At 59.4% G+C, this 20,856-nt stretch carries 24 protein-coding genes; 12 read left to right on the forward strand and 12 right to left on the reverse strand.

What is annotated here, in order from left to right:
- Window positions 1-72 precede the first annotated feature (72 nt).
- Window positions 73-1,029 (reverse strand): DMT family transporter, encoded by a 957-nt coding sequence (locus C4K39_RS26515; RefSeq protein WP_124347821.1) that lies wholly within the window; start codon window positions 1,027-1,029, stop codon window positions 73-75.
- An 83-nt stretch (window positions 1,030-1,112) separates the two neighbouring features.
- Here C4K39_RS26515 and C4K39_RS26520 point away from each other — a divergent pair, with 83 nt between their 5' ends.
- The 3 genes from C4K39_RS26520 (at window position 1,113) to C4K39_RS26530 (ending at window position 4,213) form a co-directional block, all read left to right on the forward strand.
- On the forward strand, window positions 1,113-2,006 hold the full coding sequence (locus tag C4K39_RS26520) for a LysR family transcriptional regulator (protein ID WP_124347822.1): 894 nt from the start codon (window positions 1,113-1,115) through the stop codon (window positions 2,004-2,006).
- A 61-nt stretch (window positions 2,007-2,067) separates the two neighbouring features.
- Window positions 2,068-3,606, forward strand: coding sequence for an EAL domain-containing protein (locus C4K39_RS26525; RefSeq protein ID WP_068588141.1), 1,539 nt, complete (start codon window positions 2,068-2,070; stop codon window positions 3,604-3,606).
- A gap of 241 nt (window positions 3,607-3,847) precedes the next feature.
- The gene (locus tag C4K39_RS26530) at window positions 3,848-4,213 is read left to right on the forward strand and encodes a histone-like nucleoid-structuring protein, MvaT/MvaU family (protein ID WP_068580765.1); all 366 of its coding nucleotides are present in this window, start codon (window positions 3,848-3,850) and stop codon (window positions 4,211-4,213) included.
- Window positions 4,214-4,453: 240 nt separating this feature from the next.
- Here C4K39_RS26530 and C4K39_RS26535 read toward each other — a convergent pair whose 3' ends face one another.
- Window positions 4,454-4,981 carry a DUF4946 domain-containing protein gene (locus tag C4K39_RS26535; RefSeq protein WP_068580762.1) on the reverse strand — a complete coding sequence of 176 codons (528 nt, stop codon included), beginning with the start codon at window positions 4,979-4,981 and terminating at the stop codon, window positions 4,454-4,456.
- A 196-nt stretch (window positions 4,982-5,177) separates the two neighbouring features.
- Between C4K39_RS26535 and gloA the strand changes: the two genes are divergently transcribed.
- Complete coding sequence (gloA, locus tag C4K39_RS26540) at window positions 5,178-5,699, forward strand: lactoylglutathione lyase (protein WP_068580758.1); 522 nt, start codon at window positions 5,178-5,180, stop codon at window positions 5,697-5,699.
- Window positions 5,700-5,776: 77 nt separating this feature from the next.
- Here gloA and ahpF read toward each other — a convergent pair whose 3' ends face one another.
- The 3 genes from ahpF to C4K39_RS26555 all read right to left on the reverse strand — a co-directional run bounded on the left by ahpF (window position 5,777) and on the right by C4K39_RS26555 (window position 9,116).
- Window positions 5,777-7,342, reverse strand: a complete 1,566-nt coding sequence (gene ahpF, locus C4K39_RS26545) for an alkyl hydroperoxide reductase subunit F (protein ID WP_124347823.1) — start codon at window positions 7,340-7,342, stop codon at window positions 5,777-5,779.
- Between the two features lie 120 nt (window positions 7,343-7,462).
- Window positions 7,463-8,026, reverse strand: a complete 564-nt coding sequence (gene ahpC / locus C4K39_RS26550; protein WP_017907017.1) for an alkyl hydroperoxide reductase subunit C — start codon at window positions 8,024-8,026, stop codon at window positions 7,463-7,465.
- A gap of 151 nt (window positions 8,027-8,177) precedes the next feature.
- Entirely contained in the window at window positions 8,178-9,116 is a 939-nt protein-coding gene (locus C4K39_RS26555; RefSeq protein WP_068580754.1) for a site-specific integrase, read from the reverse strand.
- Between the two features lie 178 nt (window positions 9,117-9,294).
- On the opposite strand from C4K39_RS26555, the gene C4K39_RS26560 reads away from it, so the two are divergent.
- Window positions 9,295-10,299, forward strand: a complete 1,005-nt coding sequence (locus C4K39_RS26560; RefSeq protein WP_124347824.1) for a DNA-binding protein — start codon at window positions 9,295-9,297, stop codon at window positions 10,297-10,299.
- Here the strand turns inward: C4K39_RS26560 and gorA are convergent, their stop codons facing one another.
- Together gorA and galU are read right to left on the reverse strand one after the other, a co-directional pair.
- Window positions 10,300-11,658 (reverse strand): glutathione-disulfide reductase, encoded by a 1,359-nt coding sequence (gene gorA, locus C4K39_RS26565; RefSeq protein WP_124347825.1) that lies wholly within the window; start codon window positions 11,656-11,658, stop codon window positions 10,300-10,302.
- A gap of 132 nt (window positions 11,659-11,790) precedes the next feature.
- Window positions 11,791-12,630: a UTP--glucose-1-phosphate uridylyltransferase GalU gene (galU, locus tag C4K39_RS26570; protein ID WP_011061681.1), complete on the reverse strand. Its 840-nt coding sequence runs from the start codon at window positions 12,628-12,630 to the stop codon at window positions 11,791-11,793.
- 410 nt (window positions 12,631-13,040) lie between these two features.
- Here galU and C4K39_RS26575 point away from each other — a divergent pair, with 410 nt between their 5' ends.
- Window positions 13,041-13,322 (forward strand): hypothetical protein, encoded by a 282-nt coding sequence (locus C4K39_RS26575; protein ID WP_124347826.1) that lies wholly within the window; start codon window positions 13,041-13,043, stop codon window positions 13,320-13,322.
- A 13-nt stretch (window positions 13,323-13,335) separates the two neighbouring features.
- Here the strand turns inward: C4K39_RS26575 and C4K39_RS26580 are convergent, their stop codons facing one another.
- The 4 genes from C4K39_RS26580 to C4K39_RS26595 all read right to left on the reverse strand — a co-directional run bounded on the left by C4K39_RS26580 (window position 13,336) and on the right by C4K39_RS26595 (window position 15,772).
- Window positions 13,336-13,566: a hypothetical protein gene (locus tag C4K39_RS26580; protein WP_124347827.1), complete on the reverse strand. Its 231-nt coding sequence runs from the start codon at window positions 13,564-13,566 to the stop codon at window positions 13,336-13,338.
- 69 nt (window positions 13,567-13,635) lie between these two features.
- The gene (locus C4K39_RS26585) at window positions 13,636-14,487 is read right to left on the reverse strand and encodes a c-type cytochrome (RefSeq protein WP_164487365.1); all 852 of its coding nucleotides are present in this window, start codon (window positions 14,485-14,487) and stop codon (window positions 13,636-13,638) included.
- Between the two features lie 65 nt (window positions 14,488-14,552).
- Window positions 14,553-15,203, reverse strand: a complete 651-nt coding sequence (locus C4K39_RS26590) for a c-type cytochrome (protein ID WP_124347829.1) — start codon at window positions 15,201-15,203, stop codon at window positions 14,553-14,555.
- Window positions 15,204-15,421: 218 nt separating this feature from the next.
- On the reverse strand, window positions 15,422-15,772 hold the full coding sequence (locus C4K39_RS26595) for a hypothetical protein (protein ID WP_068580739.1): 351 nt from the start codon (window positions 15,770-15,772) through the stop codon (window positions 15,422-15,424).
- A gap of 210 nt (window positions 15,773-15,982) precedes the next feature.
- On the opposite strand from C4K39_RS26595, the gene C4K39_RS26600 reads away from it, so the two are divergent.
- The 5 genes from C4K39_RS26600 (at window position 15,983) to ada (ending at window position 19,124) form a co-directional block, all read left to right on the forward strand.
- The gene (locus tag C4K39_RS26600; protein WP_068580737.1) at window positions 15,983-16,285 is read left to right on the forward strand and encodes a DUF1883 domain-containing protein; all 303 of its coding nucleotides are present in this window, start codon (window positions 15,983-15,985) and stop codon (window positions 16,283-16,285) included.
- Window positions 16,286-16,320: 35 nt separating this feature from the next.
- A complete protein-coding gene (locus tag C4K39_RS31595) occupies window positions 16,321-16,491 on the forward strand; it encodes a hypothetical protein (RefSeq protein ID WP_164487328.1) in 171 nt (56 codons plus the stop codon).
- A gap of 87 nt (window positions 16,492-16,578) precedes the next feature.
- The gene (locus C4K39_RS26605; protein ID WP_124347830.1) at window positions 16,579-17,295 is read left to right on the forward strand and encodes a 2OG-Fe(II) oxygenase; all 717 of its coding nucleotides are present in this window, start codon (window positions 16,579-16,581) and stop codon (window positions 17,293-17,295) included.
- On the forward strand, window positions 17,285-18,019 hold the full coding sequence (gene alkB / locus C4K39_RS26610; RefSeq protein ID WP_124347831.1) for a DNA oxidative demethylase AlkB: 735 nt from the start codon (window positions 17,285-17,287) through the stop codon (window positions 18,017-18,019). The genes C4K39_RS26605 and alkB overlap by 11 nt, the downstream gene beginning before the upstream one ends.
- Window positions 18,020-18,050: 31 nt before the next feature.
- Window positions 18,051-19,124: a bifunctional DNA-binding transcriptional regulator/O6-methylguanine-DNA methyltransferase Ada gene (gene ada / locus C4K39_RS26615; RefSeq protein WP_124348403.1), complete on the forward strand. Its 1,074-nt coding sequence runs from the start codon at window positions 18,051-18,053 to the stop codon at window positions 19,122-19,124.
- On the opposite strand, the gene C4K39_RS26620 is transcribed toward ada, so the two are convergent.
- Window positions 19,088-19,576: a GyrI-like domain-containing protein gene (locus tag C4K39_RS26620; RefSeq protein WP_068580730.1), complete on the reverse strand. Its 489-nt coding sequence runs from the start codon at window positions 19,574-19,576 to the stop codon at window positions 19,088-19,090. The two genes, ada and C4K39_RS26620, sit on opposite strands and share 37 nt — an antisense overlap.
- 210 nt (window positions 19,577-19,786) lie before the next feature.
- On the opposite strand from C4K39_RS26620, the gene C4K39_RS26625 reads away from it, so the two are divergent.
- Window positions 19,787-20,851 (forward strand): NAD(P)H-dependent flavin oxidoreductase, encoded by a 1,065-nt coding sequence (locus tag C4K39_RS26625; protein WP_124347832.1) that lies wholly within the window; start codon window positions 19,787-19,789, stop codon window positions 20,849-20,851.
- Window positions 20,852-20,856: the final 5 nt, after the last annotated feature.

Consider the following 20,856-nt stretch of genomic DNA (forward strand, 5'->3'; position numbering starts at 1 on the left):
TGCTGCCAGAAGACTTTATTATTGTATGCGTAACCAGATTCTACACAGCGTAAAAGCCTTTGTCCGCACTCTTTATAAAATCGTCTTTCTTGCCCCGCTCGCAAGGGGTTTGTTGCACTGGTAGATGCCTCCCAGGATCAACGCTGCGCCGAACGCCATCACCAGGCTCAGTTGCTCCCCGAGCAGCACGGCACCGAGGATCACCGCTGTCAGTGGATTAAGGGCGATGAACACCCCAGAGCGGGTTGCTCCGATTCGCCGCAAACCGTCGTAGTACCAGATGTAGGCCAGCGCTGAACCCAATACGCCCAGGTACAGCAGGCTCAAGCCCTGGGCCAGGTCCAGGCCAAGCACTGCCTGCAGGTCGAACTCGCCGCGGGCCAGGGTCGCGGCGCACAACATCAAGGTGCCCATCACCACCGAGTAGGTCACCGTCTGCAAGGGCCCCAGGCTCTGGTTCAAGCCCTTGGAAAACAGCGAGTACACTCCCCAGCCCAAGACACAGCCAAGGATCAGCAGGTCGCCCCGCCAGCTCCCTGCCTGGCTGATCAAGGCCGAGGGATCACGGCTGCAGATCACCAGGGCCGCGCCCCCCAGGCACAGGGAGACCCCCAGCAGCTTGCGTCGACTCAAGCGCTCCTTGAACAACGCCCAGGACGCCAGGGCGATCACCGCCGGGTTCAGCGCGACGATCAACGAGGCCCGCGAGGCGTTGATCTGCTGCAGGCCCAGGAAGAAACACAGGTTGTAGAAGAAGATTCCGGAAAAGCCCAGCACCGCCAACTGGCCCAGTTGCCGAAGGCTCGGGCGGGCCAGCGGGATGCGTGCAATGGCCATGAAGCCAAGCAGGGCCAGGCTGGCCAGGAGAAACCGCAGGCTGGCGGCCAGCAACGGCGATAGCCCCGAGGCCAGGTAACGTCCCGCCACGAAGGTGCCGCCCCAAATCATGGTGACCGCCGCCAGCTTGCAGTACACCGTCAGGTCGCTATGCCTGGCCACCAGGGAATCATGAACGCTGCTTTCACTCATATTCATCGCACTCGGGAGAAGGGTTTGTATTGCCAGCGCATTCTTTGTCTAATACCCAATCATCGTAAAATGAGCTTTTACTCATGACCCTGACCCAGTTGGAAATCTTCTCCCGGGTAGCCGAACTCCAAGGGTTCACCAGCGCTGCAACGCGCCTGGGCATCAGCCAGTCGGCCGTGTCCCATGCCATTCGCGCCCTGGAACAGGAGCTGGGGGTCGAGCTGTTCCACCGGCACCAGGCCCAGGTCGAACTCACCGATATTGGCCAGCAATTGCTGACACGTGCCCGGGGCATGCTCGGCCTGGCAGCGACGTTGGAACAGGAGGCAGCCGATGCCCGGGGCATGAAGCGTGGCACCTTGCGCATCGGTTCGTTCGGCCCTAGCTCTTCCATCCGGCTGCTACCCCCGATCCTCGCGCAATTTCGCAGCCAGTACCCGGGCATCGAGGTGCACATCGACGAGGGGCCGGATCGACAGGTCCTGCAGTGGCTGGAGGAGCGGCGCATCGATCTGGGTTTCGTCGTGCAGCCCCAGGAACGCTTCGATACCTTTGCCCTGGCGGAGGATCAGTTGGTGGCACTGCTTCCAGCCGAGCACCCGCTGGCCCAGGAACCCCAGGTACGTCTGGAACAGTTGTGCAACGATCCATTCGTGCTGACCGAGGCGGGGTCCTCAGAGCTGGTTTCGCGATTGTTCATCGGTGCCGGGCTCAAACCCAATATCCGCTATCGCTGCTCACAATTGCTCAGCACCCTGGAAACCGTGGCACGAGGCGACGCTTTGAGCATCGTCGCCCAGTTTTCATTGCCCCAAGGGACAGATCCACGTTATACAAACCGGCCACTGGAACCGACAGTGCAACGCAGGATCGCCATCGCGGTGCTGGACCGACGCCAGTCCTCACCTGCAACGCTGGCCTTCATCGACCTTGCCCAACGTCTCTATGGCCAGGCAAAGCCGTCTATCCTGCGATGATTGCAATACCGGCTCCCAAGCGGCATCGCGTCGCGCCCCTCTCCTGCCACAGGTCCGACCCATGCCGCTGACCGCCAAAGGTCCACTTACACACGCCACCCGCAGTTTCTGGACCCTGATGGCGATACTCCTGCCAATCGTGCTCGGTGCCGTCATTCTCTATTTCCAGGCGCAACGTACGCTGCTGCGCTCCAGCCTGGAAACCGCCGAGGAGGCCATCGAGCAGTTCGACCAGATGCTGGACCACACCGACAGCGCCACCCGCGCGTTGCTGCCCCTGGCCGGGCAAGATTGCAACGCTGCGCAGCAACTGGCGCTGCGCGAACAAGTCACCCGTCTGCCGTGGGTGCGCTCCACCAACCTGGTATGGCGCAACAACAACTATTGCAGTTCCTACCTGGGCAACTACGCCGCGTCCCTCGACCCCGGGAACTATGTGGATGGCCGGCTACAACTGATGGACGGCAACCATCTCACTCCCGACACCCCGCTACTGGTCTATCGCTTGAGTGACGGGGAAGGTGCTGCGCTGGCAGCCATCAACGGTTATCACCCGACCAATACCCTGCGCATGCTCAACCGCTTCGCCCAATTGCACTTGCAAGTGGGCCAGCATTGGCTGTCCAGCGACGGTCAGGTGCGCGATGGCATTGCGCCCCGGGCCGCCGTGGCCAATCAATACCTGGAGTCGTCGCGCTACCCCTATAGTGTCGACGCCGGCTTTGCCGAAGGTAGTGTCTGGCACTACATGAGGAGCCAGTACCCGGCGCTGTTCAGCTTGCTGATCTTTCTCGGAACCGCCGCAGGCGCCCTCGCCCATTGGCTGCAAAAACGTGCCGTCTCCCCTAGCCATGAACTGCGCAGGGCGCTGGGGGCCCGGGAGTTCATCCCGTACTTCCAGCCGGTGGTGCGTAGCGATAGCTTGCAATGGGCGGGTATCGAAGTGTTGATGCGCTGGCAGCATCCCAGGGAGGGATTGGTGCGTCCGGACCTGTTCATTCCCTTCGCCGAGCACACAGGGCTGATCGTGCCCATGACGCGCTCGTTGCTGCAACAGACTCGGGAGGCCCTGGTGCCCTGCGCCGCCGACTTCATCGATGGTTTCCATATCAATATCAACATCACCGCCCGCCATTGCCAGGATTTGCAATTACTGGAGGATTGCCGGGAGTTTCTCGCCGCGTTCGCGCCGGGCAAGGTGATCCTGGTGCTGGAGCTGACCGAACGCGAGCTGATCGAGCCCACCCCCGTCACCCAGCAATTGTTCAGCGCGCTGCACGAACTGGGGGTGATGATTGCCATCGACGATTTCGGCACCGGGCATTCCAGCCTGGGCTATCTGCGCAAGTTCAATGTCGATTATTTGAAGATCGACCAGAGCTTCGTTGCCATGATCGGCGCCGACGCGCTGTCGCTGCATATACTGGACAGCATTATCGAACTCTCGATCAAACTCGATCTAGGTATAGTCGCCGAAGGAGTTGAAACTCCCGAACAGCGTGACTATCTGCTGGACAAAGGCGTGCATTTTCTCCAGGGCTACTTGTTTGGACGGCCAATGCCCAGCAAGGAGTTTGTTAGGAGCATCGCGCGCCATTAAATAGCCATACCTGAAAATAACGCTCGACACACAACTCAAGACCTGCACCGATTTGTATCAACTGGCAAATAGTCGATGAGCAAGAACAACATGATTTACTCTCGGCGCATTAACTACTACAATTTTTCATGCCTGTACAAAATTCACAGGTAGGCCACTTAATCGAACCTTAACCAGTTCATGGCTTATAGCTTTGTTTGTGGTTTGTATCAGCCAAAAATAGACTATTGGAGTGAAGATATTGTCCAGACTTGCTGAATTTCGTGCTGCTGAAAAAGCACTTCAAGAACAGCTCGCCCAGCTTGAGTCGCTGAAGAACGACGCCGGCCTCAAGAAGGAAATCGAGTTCGAGGAAAAACTCCAGGCCCTGATGAAGTCCTACGACAAGAACCTGCGTGACATCATCGCGATCCTCGATCCAAACCTGGGCAAGGCCGGCTTGCCGCAGGCCAATGCGCCTAAACAGCGCCGCGCCCGTGTGGTCAAGGTCTACCAGAACCCGCACACCGGTGAACTGATTGAAACCAAGGGTGGCAATCATCGCGGCCTGAAAGCCTGGAAAGAGCAGTACGGCGCCGCCACTGTGGACTCCTGGCTGCGCGCTTGAACAAAGCCGCACTCTGTCAAAGGCCCCGCATATGCGGGGCTTTTTACATTCATCAGAATATTCTTATTGCTATCTGCATCTAAGGAAATATCGGCTGCACATCACCCCGCCCTACTGCCTCGAGGCCGCGCTACAAGCGGCCTGCAATAAGGCCAGGCGGCGAGCAACTTCTTGCTTAGTACCTTTTCGATAACGAACCTGTAACACGCGAAAATCAAAGCCCTGACCTTGGAAACCCATTTAAAGTTTCAGGTTATTTCGTATCGCGAGTATTTCTTCCCGACTATCGGTATAAGCAGTCGCCTGGCCGGCGTATGAAAGTACATAGGCCTTATCTCCATCCAACGCCGCCACCAATGTTTGCGACAGTACATGCCGGCCGTTCTGGGTAATGGTGCAAGTGGTCTCCAATCCATCGAGACGACTCAACTGCGCAGCGTGGATCTTGTTGCACACACTCTGATAACCACCTTGGGCAAAATCCTTTTGCACCGATTTGCGCATCTCCAACAACACCCCCTGAAGATTGACCACATGCCCACTAGCGACCTGAGTCATGGTCAACTCCATGACCATTTGCGGATTGCCTGCTGCGTCATTCTTCACCGCCCGCTGCCGGGAAACCTTGGTCGTCGGGTCCTCACCCTGGGAAGGTATCGGCTCCACGATCCAACCCTGGGGCCAGGCGATCTCTGGATCGGCTTGCACTCCAGTGGCCAGCATGACCAGGAACAGCGAAGCGATCCGACATTTAAACGACTTGATCATGTGAACGCACACCAAGGGAACGAACCTGGAAGTCTGAGCCTGGCGCCAGGAATGGGCAATACATCAGGAGCTTTGGGTTTGGCGCCATCCCAGGCAGTTGCGTATCATTGCCCCATCCCAAGGATGTCCGAACCATTGCCTGGCAAGCAGTTGCCCGAGCCCGAGCAACTCCTTGCACTTTTTTTCAGGAGGGCCCATGAGCCTCAACGAACTCAATACCTTTCCCGGCGTGACAGCCCAGCCCGATGCCGCTACTGCCCGCTTCGTCTTCAACCACACCATGCTGCGTGTCAAGGACATCACTCGCTCCTTGGATTTCTACACCCGTGTCCTGGGGTTTTCCCTGGTAGAAAAACGTGACTTCCCTGAGGCCGAATTCAGCCTGTATTTCCTTGCGCTGGTGGACAAGGCACAGATTCCGACAGAGGCCGCTGCGCGCACCGAGTGGATGAAGTCGATCCCCGGCATTCTCGAACTGACTCACAACCACGGTACCGAGAACGATCCTGAGTTCGCCTACCATAACGGCAACACTGACCCACGCGGTTTCGGCCACATCTGCATCTCGGTACCGGATGTCGTCGCTGCCTGCGAACGTTTCGAAGCACTGGGCTGCGACTTCCAGAAACGACTGACCGACGGTCGCATGAAGAGCCTGGCCTTCATCAAGGACCCGGATGGCTACTGGGTCGAGATCATCCAGCCTGCTGAGCTGTAAGCACCCCGCCCTTTCCAGGGACAATAAAAAACCCCATGAGCCTGGCTCATGGGGTTTTGTTTTACCTGGGCTGGCTATCAGGCCGGCGCAGAGGTCCGGATCAGGTGGTCGAAGGCACTCAGGGATGCCTTGGCCCCCTCGCCCACCGCAATCACGATCTGTTTGTACGGCACTGTGGTCACGTCACCTGCTGCGAAGACCCCCGGCAGCGAAGTCTCACCACGTGCGTCGACAATGATCTCGCCCCGCGGCGACAGCTCGACCGCCCCCTTGAGCCAATCAGTGTTAGGCAACAAGCCAATCTGTACGAAGATGCCTTCCAGGTCGACGGTATTGAACTCTCCCGAGTCGCGGTCCTTATAGACCAGGCCGGTGACCTTCTGGCCATCTCCCTTCACTTCGCTGGTCAAGGCACTGGTGATGACCTTGACGTTCGGCAAGCTGAACAGCTTGCGCTGCAACACCGCATCGGCGCGCAGCTTGCTATCGAACTCCAGCAGGGTGACGTGGCTGACAATACCGGCCAGGTCGATAGCCGCTTCGACACCGGAGTTGCCACCACCGATCACCGCCACGCGCTTGCCCTTGAACAACGGGCCATCGCAGTGCGGGCAGAAGCACACGCCCTTGGCCTTGTACTCCTGCTCGCCCGGCACACCCATTTCCCGCCAGCGGGCACCCGTGGCCAGGATCAGCGCCTTGGCCTTGAGGCTGGCCCCATTGGCGAACTGCACTTCATGCAACCCACCGACTTCGCTAGCAGGAACCAGGGCGCTGGCACGTTGCAGGTTCATGATGTCGACGTCGTACTGGCGGACATGCTCTTCCAGGGCCGCTGCCAATTTCGGGCCTTCTGTTTCTTGTACCGAGATGAAGTTCTCGATCGCCATGGTATCCAGGACCTGGCCACCGAAACGCTCGGCAGCAACCCCCGTACGAATACCTTTGCGGGCAGCATAGATGGCAGCTGCAGCGCCAGCCGGGCCACCGCCGACCACCAGCACATCAAAGGCTTCTTTGGCGCTGAGTTTCTGCGCTTGCTTCTCCACCGCGCCGGTGTCGAGCTTGGCGAGGATCTCCTCCAGGCCCATGCGGCCCTGGCCGAAGTTCACACCATTGAGGTAGATGCTGGGCACGGCCATGACTTTGCGCTCGTCCACTTCAGCCTGGAACAAGGCACCATCGATAGCGACATGGCGGATATTGGGGTTGAGTACCGCCATCAGGTTCAGCGCCTGGACCACATCCGGGCAGTTCTGGCACGACAGCGAGAAGTAAGTCTCGAAGTGGAATTCGCCCTTGAGCGAACGGACCTGCTCGATCACTTCCGCACTGGCCTTGGACGGATGACCACCTACTTGCAGCAGGGCCAGTACCAGGGAAGTGAACTCGTGGCCCATGGGGATACCAGCGAAACGCAGGCTGATATCACTCCCCGGGCGATTCAACGAGAACGATGGCTTGCGCACATCGGTACCGTTGTCGAGCAAGGTAATTTGATTGGAAAGACTGACGATGTCTTTGAGTAACGCGAGCATTTCCTGGGATTTCGCACCGTCGTCGAGGGAGGCAACGATCTCGATCGGCTGTGTGACCCGCTCCAGGTATGACTTCAACTGAGATTTAAGATTGGCGTCCAACATACGGGCGATTTCCTTTGATTCGGTAAAAAAACAACGCCCGGGCGAATCTCGCCCGGGCGTTATTTGAGGGCGGTGCGGCTTACTTAAGTGCGGATGACCGCCCCTGGATGACGCATGGACTTAGATCTTGCCGACCAGGTCCAGGGACGGAGCCAGAGTGGCCTCGCCTTCTTTCCACTTGGCTGGGCAGACTTCGCCTGGGTGGGCAGCAACGTACTGGGCAGCCTTGATCTTGCGCAGCAGCTCGGAAGCATCGCGACCTACGCCGCCATCGTTGATTTCAACGATCTTGATCTGGCCTTCAGGGTTGATCACGAAGGTACCGCGGTCAGCCAGGCCGGCTTCTTCGATCAGCACGTCGAAGTTGCGCGAGATAGCCAGGGTCGGGTCGCCGATCATGGTGTACTTGATCTTGCCAATGGCTGGCGAGGTGTTGTGCCAGGCAGCGTGGGCAAAGTGGGTGTCGGTGGAAACGCTGTAGATTTCAACGCCCAGCTTCTGGAATTCGGCGTAGTTATCGGCCAGGTCTTCCAGCTCGGTCGGGCAGACGAAGGTGAAGTCAGCTGGGTAGAAGAATACGACAGACCACTTGCCTTTCAGGTCGGCATCCGATACTTCGACGAACTCACCGTTTTTGAATGCAGTGGCTTTGAACGGTTTAACTTGGCTGTTGATGATAGGCATCGTTGACTCTCCATCAGTGGTTGAAGACATTGGGTAAAAACTTTATGGGGAGAATCCTAGCCAATGAGTCGCCATCTGGCTCATTGGTAAACCTGATGCTATCGATTGGTTTTGGCTATCAGCCCGCTGTATTAATAGAAGAACCTCAAATCTACGAGCGCGCCCGTGGGTCCTGAAGGACTGCCATGCCCATGAAAGGCTCGGCATCGATGTAGCGCATGGCCGATTTCATGTCCTTCCAGCCGACATAGGTCATCAATGACTTGAGATCCCAGCCATTGCGATGGGCCCAAGTGGCGAAGCCTCGACGCAGGGAATGGCTGGTGTAGTGCTCGGCGGCTATGCCTGCGCGTTCCAGCGCCTGGCGCAACAAGGGAATCACGCTATTGGCATGCAGCCCCTGTTCGCCCAGGTTGCCCCAACGGTCGATTGCGCGAAACACCGGCCCACGCACCAACGCGGCGCCGTTGATCCACTCGATATAGGCCTGTACCGGACACAAACGCTGCAGGGCCGGGGTGTGATAGGTGCGCCCGAGGTTTTCACGATCGCTCTTGCTACGGGGCAGGTACAGGCTGATACCGGAGCCAGCATTGGCCTCTACGTGCTGGATCTGCAGGCGACATAACTCGTCACTGCGAAAGCCGCGCCAGAAACCCAGCAGGATCAACGCCCGATCACGCCGGGCACGCAGTAGATCGGCCTGGCGCTGTTCGGCGATGGCGCTTGCAATTTCCTCGTCGAGCCAGGCGACCACCTGCTCCAGATGCCGTAGCTGCAAAGGTTCGGCCTGCTTCTCCTGGGCAGGGTGCACGGCACGAATACCCTTGAGCACCTGGCGTACCACTGGCGCCTTGGTGGGATCGGCAAAGCCCTGGCTGTTATGCCACTGAGCCAATGCTGACAGGCGTAATTTCAGGGTATTGAGCGATAGCTCACCGGCATAGGCCACCAGGTAACGTGCAACCCCCTCAGCCGTCGCCGGCAGAAACCCACCCCATTGGACCTCGAAGTGCTCGATGGCCGCCCGATAGCTGCGCCGGGTGTTGTCGCGGGTGGCGGCTTGCAGATAACGATCCAGCTCACTCATGGCTTCTAGGCTCTAACAGATACAAGGCTGTGGGGTGAAAGGCATCTTCACTCCTCATCACAAGGAATAATATTAAAATATTCCATGTCAGATTTCAGTTATCAAGCAAGCAAAACAAGCTGTACAATAACGATAAATTACATACCACGTAACACAGTATTAAATCGTTGGAGGTAGCATGGCTCGTGGAGGCATCAATAAAGCGGTGGTGAAAAAAGCACGCCAGGCAATCCTTGCCCGCGGCGGTCACCCGAGCATCGATGCGGTACGTATAGAAATGGGTAATACCGGCTCGAAGACCACCATCCATCGCTACCTGAAAGAGCTGGATGATGGTGCTGGCCGTCGCGATATCGGCCCCGTACCCCTGGATGAAGAACTGGGAGAATTGGTAGGAAGGCTGGCCCAGCGCCTCCAGGAGCAGGCGCAAGAGCCTCTGGAACAAGCCCTCTCCCACTTCGAATCGCAGAAGCAGGCCCTTGAGCAGCAGTTGGATGAAATGCGCCAGCATCAGGAGCAACTGCAAGGACAACTGCAGGCCCAGGCCAATGCCCTGGCCAGTGAAAGCGCCGCGCTACAGGACGTCCGAGCCATGCTGCATGCTGAGCAGACCCGCAGCGCCGAGCTCAATCAGGCACTCAAGGACGCCGACCTGCGCCTTGCGGATAAAGAACAGCGGATCCACTCGCTGGAAGAGAAGCACCTGCATGCCCGCGATGCCCTGGAGCACTACCGCGCCGCCAGCAAGGAGCAGCGCGAACAGGAACTGCGTCGCCACGAAGGGCAAATGCAACAGGTACAGATGGAACTGCGCCAGGCCCAACAAAGCGCCCTGGTACGCCAGGATGAAATCACCCAGCTGCATCGCGACAACGAACGCCTGCTCAGCGAGCAGCGAGCAACCGGCAAGGAACTCAAGCAAGCCCAGGAGATGGCGAACAAGAGCACAACCCGACAATCCCAACTCAGCGAGCAGTTGGCGCGACTGGACAGCGAAAGCGCCCTACTGCAGGAACGCTTGCGCGTGGCCTCGGAGGAAATCCTGGCTCTGAAGGAGAACCACGACAAACAGGCCCAGGCCAGCAAGGACATGGAGCTACGCGCCGCCAAGGCTGAAGCCAGCCTGGAGGCGCTGCGCCTGGCTGGCAGCAAGGCACAGCCAGGCGCTACAGCGGGCTCCTGATCAGCCCGCGACAGGGGTACGCATGGTCACGAACTCTTCGGCAGCCGTGGGGTGCACGCCAATGGTTTCGTCGAAGTCGCGCTTGGTCGCCCCAGCCTTCAGCGCGATCGCCAGGCCCTGGACAATTTCACCGGCATCCGGGCCGACCATGTGGCAGCCCAGCACCTTATCGGTCTGCGCATCGACCACCAGCTTCATGAGCGTACGCTCCTGGCATTCAGTGAGCGTCAGCTTCATCGGCCGGAAGCGGCTCTCGAAAATCTGCACCTCATGCCCCGCTTCACGGGCCTGCTCTTCGCTCATGCCAACGGTGCCGATATTCGGCAAGCTGAACACGGCAGTGGGAATCATCCGGTAATCCACCGGGCGATACTGCTCGGGCTTGAACAGGCGGCGGGCCACCGCCATGCCTTCGGCCAAGGCGACCGGAGTCAACTGGACGCGCCCGATGACGTCGCCAATGGCCAAGACTGATGGCTCGCTGGTCTGGTACAGGTCATCGACCTCGACAAAACCGCGCTTGTCGAGCTTGACCCCAGTGTTTTCCAAGCCCAGGTTGTCGAGCATCGGCCGACGTCCGGTGGCGTAGAACACACAGTCGGTCAGCAGCGTACGACCGTTCTTGAGGGTGACCTGGAGACTGCCGTCGTCCTGCTTGTCGATACGCTCGATATCGGCATTGAACTGCAATCCCAGGCCGCGCTTGGTCAGTTCTTCCTGCAAATGCTTGCGTACCGCACCATCGAACCCCCGCAGGAACAGATCCCCGCGATACAGCAATTGGGTATCGGCTCCCAAGCCATGGAAGATCCCGGCGAACTCCACCGCAATATAACCACCACCTACGACCAGGATGCGCTTGGGCAGCTCCTTGAGGTAGAACGCCTCATTGGAACTGATGGCATGTTCGCGCCCTGCAATATCCGGGATCTGCGGCCAGCCACCGGTGGCGATCAGGATGTGCCTGGCGGTGTAGCGCTGGCCATTGACTTCCACCTGATGCGGGTCGATGAGTCTGGCGTGACCCTCGTGCAGGGTCACACCGCTATTGACCAATAAATTACGGTAGATGCCATTGAGGCGGTTGATCTCACGATCCTTGTTGGCGATCAGGGTCGCCCAGTCGAAGTTCGCTTCGCCAAGATCCCAGCCAAAACCCGAGGCCTGCTCGAAGTCTTCAGCGAAGTGGGCACCGTACACCAAGAGTTTTTTCGGCACGCAACCGACATTGACGCAGGTGCCCCCCAGATACCGGCTCTCAGCCACTGCAACCTTGGCTCCGAAGCCTGCGGCGAATCGCGCGCAACGTACACCACCGGAACCGGCACCTATTACATAAAGATCAAAATCGTAGGCCATTTCACTCTCCCAGGCAGGCTGACAAGCATAACCTCAGTTGGCGAGCGGGTCAGCGCAGAGGATGGACATAAGGGCGATAAATAAAAAAGCCACCCGAAGGTGGCTTTTCCAGACAGGTCCGTACAGCGGCTATCAGTAAGCCTTGCCGGTCTTGTAGAAGTTCTCGAAGCAGAAGTTGGTCGCATCGATGTAGCCTTCGGCACCACCGCAGTCGAAACGCTTGCCCTTGAACTTGTAGGCCATTACGCAGCCATTTTGCGCCTGCTTCATCAGCGCGTCGGTGATCTGGATCTCGCCACCCTTGCCCGGCTCGGTCTGCTCGATCAGGTCGAAGATGTCCGGAGTCAGGATGTAGCGGCCAATGATCGCCAGGTTCGAAGGTGCGTCTTCAGGCTTCGGCTTCTCGACCATGCTGTGCACACGGTAGATATCGTCGCGAATCATCTCGCCGGCAATCACGCCGTACTTGTTGGTTTCCTGCGGATCGACTTCCTGAATGGCCACGATCGAGCAACGGAACTGCTTGTACAGCTTGACCATCTGGGTCAGTACGCCGTCACCTTCGAGGTTGACGCACAGGTCGTCGGCCAGCACCACAGCGAAAGGTTCGTCGCCGATCAGCGGACGGCCAGTGAGAATCGCATGGCCCAGACCTTTCATTTCAGTCTGGCGAGTGTAGGAGAACGAGCACTCGTCCAACAGCTTGCGGATACCGACCAGGTATTTTTCCTTGTCGGTGCCCTTGATCTGGTTTTCCAGCTCGTAGCTGATGTCGAAGTGGTCTTCGAGCGCACGCTTGCCGCGGCCAGTCACGATGGAGATTTCATTCAATCCGGCATCAAGCGCTTCTTCTACGCCGTACTGGATCAGTGGCTTGTTCACCACCGGCAGCATCTCTTTGGGCATGGCCTTAGTCGCTGGCAGGAAGCGAGTACCGTAACCGGCTGCTGGGAACAAGCATTTCTTGATCATATGAGTCCTTAAAAAGGCTGTGCTTACAAGTTTCGGCGCAGTCTAATCAGGCGGCGAGCACCTTACAATGCCCCACACTGGCTATCCGCTGCCATCATAGAGAAATAAAGCGCCAGATAGTTCCACCGCGAGTTTCAGTTAGCTTGCAAGAGAACCACTCTCAACACGATGAGGCCCGCAGGCCGGGGCCTTCAGCCAATCCTGAACAATCACGATCAGGCCTGTTCCCCCCACTCCAGCCTACCCGTAGCCACCCCTCGGCACTCGAAACAGTATGGCCGACAGGATCAATGCCACCAGCACAATGCATCGGCTCGTGCCGACCAGAAGCCCCGGGATGCGCTATACCGAAATGGCCATTAGCTATAGCATCGCCATCAGATCTCTGCTTGCTCCCGCCAGGTGTATCCATGAAAAAAATCCTCGCAATGACCATCGCCCTGGCCCTGGGCGGTTGCGCCAGCATCACCGACACCTACCTGGCCGATGGCGAGCAGGCGTTGAGCATCGACTGCTCTGGCGAGGCTGGCTCCTGGGCCAGCTGCTATGAGAAAGCCGAAGCCTCCTGCGCCGGCACGGGCTATCGGATCATCGGTACCCAAGGCACTCCAGCCCCCAGCGACAGCGAAAAGACGCTGGGTGCCGACGTCGGCAACTACAAGAGCCGTAGCGTAGTGGTGGTCTGCAAGTAAGAGGAAAAATTCGCTACATGTGGATTTCGGCGAACTTGATACCCAGGCCACGGATGGTCTCGATCAAGTCGTCCAGGCGAGTAAAGGACTCCACTTCGTCGCTGTCATCTACCAGGAAGTAGCTGCGCCCGGCACTCTTCTTGAAAAACACGATCCATTCTCCCGAGTTGGCCGGGTTCTGGATCACATGGGTGGCAGAGATCAAGCCCTCTGCATGCTTTTCCCTGATGTGTTCCCGCTTCATGCTCTCTCCCAAAAAAACGATGCCGCCCGGGCGCGGACCCGGGCGGCATCGGTGACGATAGAGCATAGTTTATCGGATGCCCTGGCCTATCAGCACCCCATCTACCGTCTGGCCATACAGATTCACTCCATCATTGGCGTGGAACTTGAGGCGGGTCTTCTCGATGGAGCCTTCCACCAGCCGCGGATCCTGGGGCCGCTCATGGCTATTGACGAAAGCGGCGACATCCCAAGCCTGCTCATCACTCAAGCTGCCCCCTTTACCCAAAGGCATGTTGTGCTTGATGAAAGACGCGGCGGTATTGATCCGGTGCATTCCCGCCCCCCAGTTGTAGGAGTCCTTGCCCCAAAGCGGCGGCATGACATAGTCCGCACCGGCTTTCTGGCCCTGCCCCTGGTCGCCATGACAGATCGAGCACTGCGCCTGATAGACCGCAGCCCCGCGCTTGAGGTCATACCCCTTGGCAGGCGGCGGCACATCAGGATAACCGCGACCGGGCAACTCGACGCCCAAGGGGGCCTTGCTCGCCAGCCAATAGGCATACACCGACAACGCAGTGATTTCCGGACTGTCCGCCGCAGGCGGCTTGCCGCCGTTCATGCTGAACTGGAAGCACCCCTGCAGACGCTCGGCGAAGGTATTGACCTTGTCGTTTTTCTTGCGATAAGCGGGATACATCGGGTAGGCGCCCCACAACGGCGCGGAGTTGGCCAGGCGCCCCTGGTCGAGGTGGCAATTGCTGCAATTGAGTCCATTGCCCACATACTGCGGTGCCAGACGCTTGGTATCGACAAACAGCGCATGCCCCTCTCGCACCAGCTTGCCATAGGCATTGTCAGGCAATTCGCTCTCGGCTGGCGGCTTGAAATACTCGGTGTGGGCAGTAGCGCTCGGCGCCGGAATCTGCGACTGATCTTCCATGGCGATATTGGCTGCCTGTACCTGGGCCGCCAGCAGGTTCATCAGCCCCCCTGCAATCAACAGCTTCATTGATGCGCCTCCTTCTGGCCCAGACTGGCGAAGTAATCCGCCACGGCCGTCACTTCTTCGGCACTCAGGGACTTGGCGATATGCCCCATCAGGTTGTTGGGATCATTGTGCCGCCCACCTTCGCGCCAAGCGTTCAGCTGCGCCACCAGGTAAGTGGCAGGCTGCCCGGCAAGAGGCGGAAACGCCTGGCCGACACCTACACCACCAGGACCATGGCAACTGACACACTCCGGAACCTGTCGGTCCCAGGCTCCTCGCAGTGCCAGGCGCTCACCGACACCTTCGGCCAATTGGCCACGATTGCTCAGGGGAGTCTTCGGGGCGGGCATGGAAGCCAGGGTGCTGGTGATGGCGGTGATTTCGTCTTCAGTCAGGGCCTTGGCCAGCGGCTGCATGACCGGGCTAGTGCGGGCGCCACTGCGAAAATCATGCAGTTGCTTGCTCAGGTAGCTGGCCGGCAACCCGGCAAGGCGCGGAAACCCGGCAGGCGCCAGGCCCATTCCATCCGCACCATGACAAGCCATGCAAGCCGCCGCCCCTGGCTGGGAGCCTCCCTGGATGAAGATTTTCTGTCCATCCACGGCATGGGCAGTTTGCACAAACAGTAGCATCAGGCCACTCAATAGCATTCGATCCAGTGGGATCATATGAACTCCATTATTCTAGTTATATGCTTAGACTTAGTAGATATAAGCGAGCAAATAGTAGGACAATCGATCCACACCGACAACGCAAAATTAGCCTTCGTCATTCGTGCTACATGAGCCCTCCGAGTTCTTCGGAGCAACAAAAAAGCCAGTCGAGACTCATGCCGCTAGCGATGAGAGTCTCGACTGGCTTTTTTGGGGACTGAACTTGGCGCAGGTCAGCCCGAGATGCATTTTTCCCCAGCAGTGAGCACGTCCTGAGGACGCAACGGGTTATTGGACATCTGTTCGTGCAACTTGATGCTGCTACCCGAGGACCGCTCATCAATGTAGAAAACCGCCGCAGGTGCCGAAGACAGGCTTTGCGGCACAATCACCCGATACCCACCCTTGTGGGGCTCCACCTGCAAGGCTCCACGGCTCTTGGAGAGTTTCTCGGCCAAGCACTTGGCGTACTCATCAGGCTTCTTGCCTGAAATGACGTTCAAGGTCGGCGGCGTCTGATTGATATCCGAAACGGTTGAGCAACCACCCATTGCCAACGCCAGAACCCATACCCACCGCTTCATAATATGAAATCTCCAATAAAATCCCTCCGACAGTAAAGCTGCTGTTTTTCTCCGGAGGCACGGCTTTTATCGCCGATAAAAATCCAAATAACTGTTTTAAATTGTCAAAGTCCGACAGCGGGGCCGAATCATAAACCCTTGGGCCTGATAAACTGCAGCATCGCCCACGCAAACGTTGTTTGCTTTGTAATAGCCCATCTGGAGGCGCCCATGAAATTCATCCACCAGCGCGAGCACCTGAACGAGGACGACATTGTCGTCATCGAGTGCTCCCAGGTCTGCAACATCCGCCTCATGAATGATGCCAACTTCCGCAGTTTCAAGAACGGCGGTCGCCATACGTACCACGGCGGTGCCTTCGACAAGTTCCCGGCAAAGATCACCGCGCCCAGCACCGGATTCTGGAACATCACCATCGATACCGTCAGTCGGCGAGCCATCAGCGTCACCCGTAAGCCGACCCTCACGCATTCGATCCGCATCATCCGCCGCTCCACCTCGAAACTGCGCTAGCCCTCAGCCTGCTCCTTGCGCCAACAGGTAATCCCGTGTCCAAGACCACCAAGTACGTCATCAAATACAAGCTCAACGGCGAGCGCCGCTTCGAATTCGCCCAACTCCAGAACGGTACCGCCGAAGAAGCCCATGCCGCGCTACTGGCCCTGCATGGCCAGAGTACCGATGTCATCAGCGATGTCAGTGTGAGCAAGGCCCTGTAAACGGATTCCAGCGCAAGCATCGGAGTGTTTGCCGAGCAGGTGAACCGCAGACTGGCTGGAGTCATTCACATCCAGGACCGTCTCGCCATGCCTCTCTCCCCTCTCCATGAACGCCTGCAACGGTTTGACTGGGCCTGCATCGAACAGGCCCTCGACCAGGATGGCTGCGCCCGGCTCGAAGGCTTGCTCAACAAGGCTGAATGCCAGGCCATGAGCAGCCTCTATCAAGACACCGGCCGGTTCCGCTCGAAGGTCCTCATGGCCCGCCATGGCTTCGGGCTAGGCCAATACCAGTACTTTCGCTACCCACTGCCAGACCCCGTGGCCGAGTTGCGCCAGCGAATCTACCCTTACCTGGTGGACCTGGCCAACCGCTGGAACCAGACACTGGGCATCGATACACGCTACCCCAGGGAACACCTGGACTTTCTCCAGCGTTGCCACGCTGCCGGCCAGCAACGCCCCACGCCGTTGTTGTTGCAATACGGCGCCGGGGACTACAACTGCCTGCACCAGGACGTGTATGGCGAGCATGTATTTCCCCTGCAAGCGGTCTTCCTGCTATCGCAACCGGGAACAGACTTCAGCGGTGGTGAACTGGTGCTCACCGAGCAGCGCCCACGCATGCAATCGCGTCCGCAGGTCATTGGTCTGAAGCAAGGTGATGGCCTGCTCTTCGCCGTGCACCATCGACCAGTCAAAGGCTCTCGCGGCCATTATCGAGTGACCATGCGCCACGGCGTCAGCCGCGTGCACAGTGGCCAGCGCCATACCCTCGGAGTGATTTTCCACGATGCATTGTGATGACCTGAGGCCCGCAAGCCTCGGACTCTTCAGCGAAGAGGACCTGCAACAGCCTGCGCACATCCAGGTACTTGGCCCGCAGTCTCGTGTATTGCGAGGCTTCGCCCTGCCCTGGGTCGAGCACCTGCTGCCACAGCTGGAACGGGTTCTGGAGCAGGCGCCCTTTCGCCACATGGTGACGCCAGGCGGCTTCAGCATGTCGGTCGGCCTGAGCAGTTGCGGACAGCTGGGCTGGACCACCGACCCCAGTGGCTATCGCTACAGCCCGGTGGACCCGCAGAGCTCACGCCCGTGGCCAGCGATGCCCAAGGTATTTCGACAGCTGGCCCAGGCGGCGGCGGATGCGGCCGGCTTCACCGGGTTTTCTCCCGATTCCTGCCTGATCAACTGCTACCGGCCCGGGTCGAAGATGTCCTTGCACCAGGACAAGAACGAACGCGACTACCGGGCCCCAATCGTGTCATTGTCCCTGGGCTTGCCAGCGATCTTTCTATTCGGCGGCCAGCAACGCAGTGACAAGAGCCAGCGAGTGCCATTGCTGCACGGCGACGTGGTGGTCTGGGGTGGAGTAGACCGCCTGCGCTTCCACGGCGTGATGCCGATCAAGGAAGGGACTCACGCCCTGCTGGGCCAACAGCGGATCAACCTGACGTTTCGCCAGGCCGGGGCCGGCCAGGAATTCGAACGCAAGACCCGGAGTGCCGGGCAGCGTCCGAATGACTAACCTGGCCGGCATCACCCATCGAGAATCGACCATGAACGCGACGTCACGTAAACATCGCATCGAACAGGATCCCCGCTGGCAGGCCGTGCTCAGGCGCGATGCCAACGCCGACACCAGCTTCGTCTATGCCGTGCGCACCACCGGCGTGTATTGCCGCCCCAGCAGCCTGTCACGGTTGCCGAAGGCGGAGAACGTCGAGTTCTTCGACAGCGCCGAACAGGCCGAAGCCGCGGGCTACCGTCCCAGCAAGCGACTGGCCAGCGACCAGACCCAGGTCGCAGCACATCATGGGGCCGTGGTGGCCGCAGCCTGTCGCCAGATCGAAAGCGCCGAGTCGGTACCCAGCCTGGAACAACTGGCACAACAGGCCGGCATGAGCAGCTACCACTTCCATCGAGTGTTCAAGGCCGCCACGGGCCTGACACCAAGGGGCTATGCCAATGCACAGCGCTCGCGCAAGGTACGCTCGCACCTGCAGCGCGGCCACTCGGTGACCGATGCCCTGTACGACGCCGGGTTCAACTCCAACAGCCGTTTCTATGAGGCTGCGGACCAGCTCCTGGGCATGAAGCCCAGCGACTACCGCGCTGGCGGCCCCAACAACGACATTCGCTTTGCCGTGGGCCAATGCTCCCTCGGGGCGATTCTGGTGGCACAAAGCGAGCGCGGGGTCTGCGCCATCCTCATGGGAGACGACCCCAACCTGCTGGTGGAAGAGTTGCAGGACAAGTTCCCCAAGGCCAACTTGATCGGCGCCGATGACTCGTTCGAGCGATTGGTGGCCCAGGTGGTGGGATTCATCGAAGCGCCGGCCATTGGCCTGAACCTGCCCCTGGACCTGCGCGGCACGGCGTTCCAGGAGCGGGTATGGCAAGCCCTGAGGAGCATCCCCGCCGGCAGCACGGTCAGCTACACCGAGATTGCCCGACGCATAGGCGCCCCGCGATCCTGCCGGGCCGTGGCCCAGGCCTGCGCCGCCAATAGCCTGGCAGTGGCCATCCCCTGCCACCGGGTGGTGCGCAGTGATGGCAACCTGTCAGGCTATCGCTGGGGCGTGGAGCGCAAGCGTCAGTTGCTGGAGCGCGAAGGCTCGTCCGAGGCCTGAACACCGATGTAGATCGCCACCGAATCGGCGCTGGTATAGACCTCGAAATCGGTGGCATAGGCACGACGCACCTGGGGGTTGTCCTGGAAGTAGGCCCAGATGAATCCCCAGGCCTGGATCACGCACTCCGGCATGGCCCCCTTGGCACTGAACACCAGGTATTCACCGCCCTGGATCTGGACACCGGGATACTCGACGCAGGCCCCATCCAGCGCGACACCGGCGGTCACGTCGAAGTATCCCGTAGCATCGGACTCGTAGTTGGAATAAACCCCATAGACGAACGAGTCTTCCTGCCTTGGCGCAATCTTGTCGTACAGATTCTCGACGTAGAAACGCTGCCACATCGGGCCGATCAAGGCAGTGCCTGGCTGTTGCTCATGGGCATTGAGGGTACGTACCTGCAATCCAGCCACACTGAAGGGCTGCACTTGGCGCAGTTTTACATCCATGGTCGGCCTTCCTTTGATAATGCGATGAGTGAAAAACCGCCGCAGTCTAGCGCCTGTCCGGCAGCCTCGACAGCCCAGGGGCCCTTCTTGCAGTAGCAACCCGCACGGCTCACTTGCCTCCGAGAGGAAAATCCGACTGGCCTCAGCCTGCCGTCTCCTGCTAAAACCTGCGCAGCATCGTCTAAAACCGCCGCTGGAGAACCACGTCAAATGAGCCCATGGACTGATACCCGCCTCCTGGACCTGCTGGGAATCGACCTGCCGATCATTCAAGCACCGATGGCCGGTCCCGCCGGCTCCGCCATGGTCATTGGCGCCGCCCGTGCCGGAGCCCTGGGGTCGCTCCCCTGTGCCATGCTCAGCCCCGAGCAGATCCGCCAGGAGGTGCAGGTCATTCGTTCGGCCAGCCATCACCCGCTGAATCTCAACTTCTTCTGCCATCAACCGCAGCCGGTCGATGCGGAGCGTGAAGAGCGCTGGAAAAACGCCCTGGAGCCCTACTATCGCGAACTGGGCGTCGATTTCGACGCGCCGACACCGGTCAGCGATCGCGCGCCCTTCGATGAAACCAGCTGCCGGCTGGTGGAAGAGCTGCGTCCCGAGGTGGTGAGTTTCCACTTCGGGTTGCCGGAGCCCACGCTCTTGGCCAGGGTCAAGGCCACCGGCGCGAAGATCCTGTCTTCGGCCAGCACCGTGGACGAGGCGTTGTGGCTGGAGGCTCGCGGTTGCGATGCGATCATCGCCATGGGTTATGAAGCCGGCGGTCACCGGGCGATCTTCCTCAGCGACGACCTCAATACCCAGGTCGGCACCATGGCCCTGGTTCCGCAGGTTGCCGATGCGGTGAAGGTTCCAGTGATTGCCGCTGGCGGCATTGGCGATGCCCGGGGCATCGTCGCGGCGCTGGCCCTGGGAGCATCCGCGGTACAGATCGGCACGGCTTACCTGTTCACTCCAGAGGCCAAGGTCAGCGCCGCTCATCACCAGGCCCTGCGGACCGCCAAGGAAAGCCAGACGGCGCTGACCAACCTGTTCACCGGGCGTCCGGCCCGCGGCATCGTCAACCGCATCATGCGTGAAGTCGGCCCCATCAGCCCCCTGGCCCCGGCCTTTCCTCGCGCCGGCGGTGCGCTGCAGCCTCTGCGAGCCAAGGGCGAAGCGGACTTCGCCAACCTCTGGTCCGGGCAAGCGCTGCGCCTGGGCGTGGAACTGCCAGCCTACGAGCTGACCCTGCGCCTGGCCGAACAGGCCCTGGCCCAACTGCGCAGGCGTTGATGGAA

It is taken from the genome of Pseudomonas sessilinigenes (assembly GCF_003850565.1).
In the GTDB taxonomy this organism is placed as follows: domain Bacteria; phylum Pseudomonadota; class Gammaproteobacteria; order Pseudomonadales; family Pseudomonadaceae; genus Aquipseudomonas; species Aquipseudomonas sessilinigenes.

Coding starts and splice junctions, on each gene's coding strand:
- ada (WP_124348403.1), top strand. CDS start 18,051: ATGAACGCGACGTCACGTAAACATCGCATCGAACAGGATCCCCGCTGG.
- C4K39_RS26560 (WP_124347824.1), top strand. CDS start 9,295: ATGGCTCGTGGAGGCATCAATAAAGCGGTGGTGAAAAAAGCACGCCAG.
- C4K39_RS26535 (WP_068580762.1), bottom strand. CDS start 4,981: ATGATCAAGTCGTTTAAATGTCGGATCGCTTCGCTGTTCCTGGTCATG.
- C4K39_RS26575 (WP_124347826.1), top strand. CDS start 13,041: ATGAAAAAAATCCTCGCAATGACCATCGCCCTGGCCCTGGGCGGTTGC.
- C4K39_RS26580 (WP_124347827.1), bottom strand. CDS start 13,566: ATGAAGCGGGAACACATCAGGGAAAAGCATGCAGAGGGCTTGATCTCT.
- C4K39_RS26595 (WP_068580739.1), bottom strand. CDS start 15,772: ATGAAGCGGTGGGTATGGGTTCTGGCGTTGGCAATGGGTGGTTGCTCA.
- C4K39_RS26585 (WP_164487365.1), bottom strand. CDS start 14,487: ATGGAAGATCAGTCGCAGATTCCGGCGCCGAGCGCTACTGCCCACACC.
- alkB (WP_124347831.1), top strand. CDS start 17,285: ATGCATTGTGATGACCTGAGGCCCGCAAGCCTCGGACTCTTCAGCGAA.
- C4K39_RS26590 (WP_124347829.1), bottom strand. CDS start 15,203: ATGATCCCACTGGATCGAATGCTATTGAGTGGCCTGATGCTACTGTTT.
- C4K39_RS26625 (WP_124347832.1), top strand. CDS start 19,787: ATGAGCCCATGGACTGATACCCGCCTCCTGGACCTGCTGGGAATCGAC.
- C4K39_RS26555 (WP_068580754.1), bottom strand. CDS start 9,116: ATGAGTGAGCTGGATCGTTATCTGCAAGCCGCCACCCGCGACAACACC.
- C4K39_RS26620 (WP_068580730.1), bottom strand. CDS start 19,576: ATGGATGTAAAACTGCGCCAAGTGCAGCCCTTCAGTGTGGCTGGATTG.
- C4K39_RS26520 (WP_124347822.1), top strand. CDS start 1,113: ATGACCCTGACCCAGTTGGAAATCTTCTCCCGGGTAGCCGAACTCCAA.
- gorA (WP_124347825.1), bottom strand. CDS start 11,658: ATGGCCTACGATTTTGATCTTTATGTAATAGGTGCCGGTTCCGGTGGT.
- ahpC (WP_017907017.1), bottom strand. CDS start 8,026: ATGCCTATCATCAACAGCCAAGTTAAACCGTTCAAAGCCACTGCATTC.
- C4K39_RS26600 (WP_068580737.1), top strand. CDS start 15,983: ATGAAATTCATCCACCAGCGCGAGCACCTGAACGAGGACGACATTGTC.
- galU (WP_011061681.1), bottom strand. CDS start 12,630: ATGATCAAGAAATGCTTGTTCCCAGCAGCCGGTTACGGTACTCGCTTC.
- C4K39_RS26525 (WP_068588141.1), top strand. CDS start 2,068: ATGCCGCTGACCGCCAAAGGTCCACTTACACACGCCACCCGCAGTTTC.
- ahpF (WP_124347823.1), bottom strand. CDS start 7,342: ATGTTGGACGCCAATCTTAAATCTCAGTTGAAGTCATACCTGGAGCGG.
- C4K39_RS26605 (WP_124347830.1), top strand. CDS start 16,579: ATGCCTCTCTCCCCTCTCCATGAACGCCTGCAACGGTTTGACTGGGCC.
- gloA (WP_068580758.1), top strand. CDS start 5,178: ATGAGCCTCAACGAACTCAATACCTTTCCCGGCGTGACAGCCCAGCCC.
- C4K39_RS26515 (WP_124347821.1), bottom strand. CDS start 1,029: ATGAGTGAAAGCAGCGTTCATGATTCCCTGGTGGCCAGGCATAGCGAC.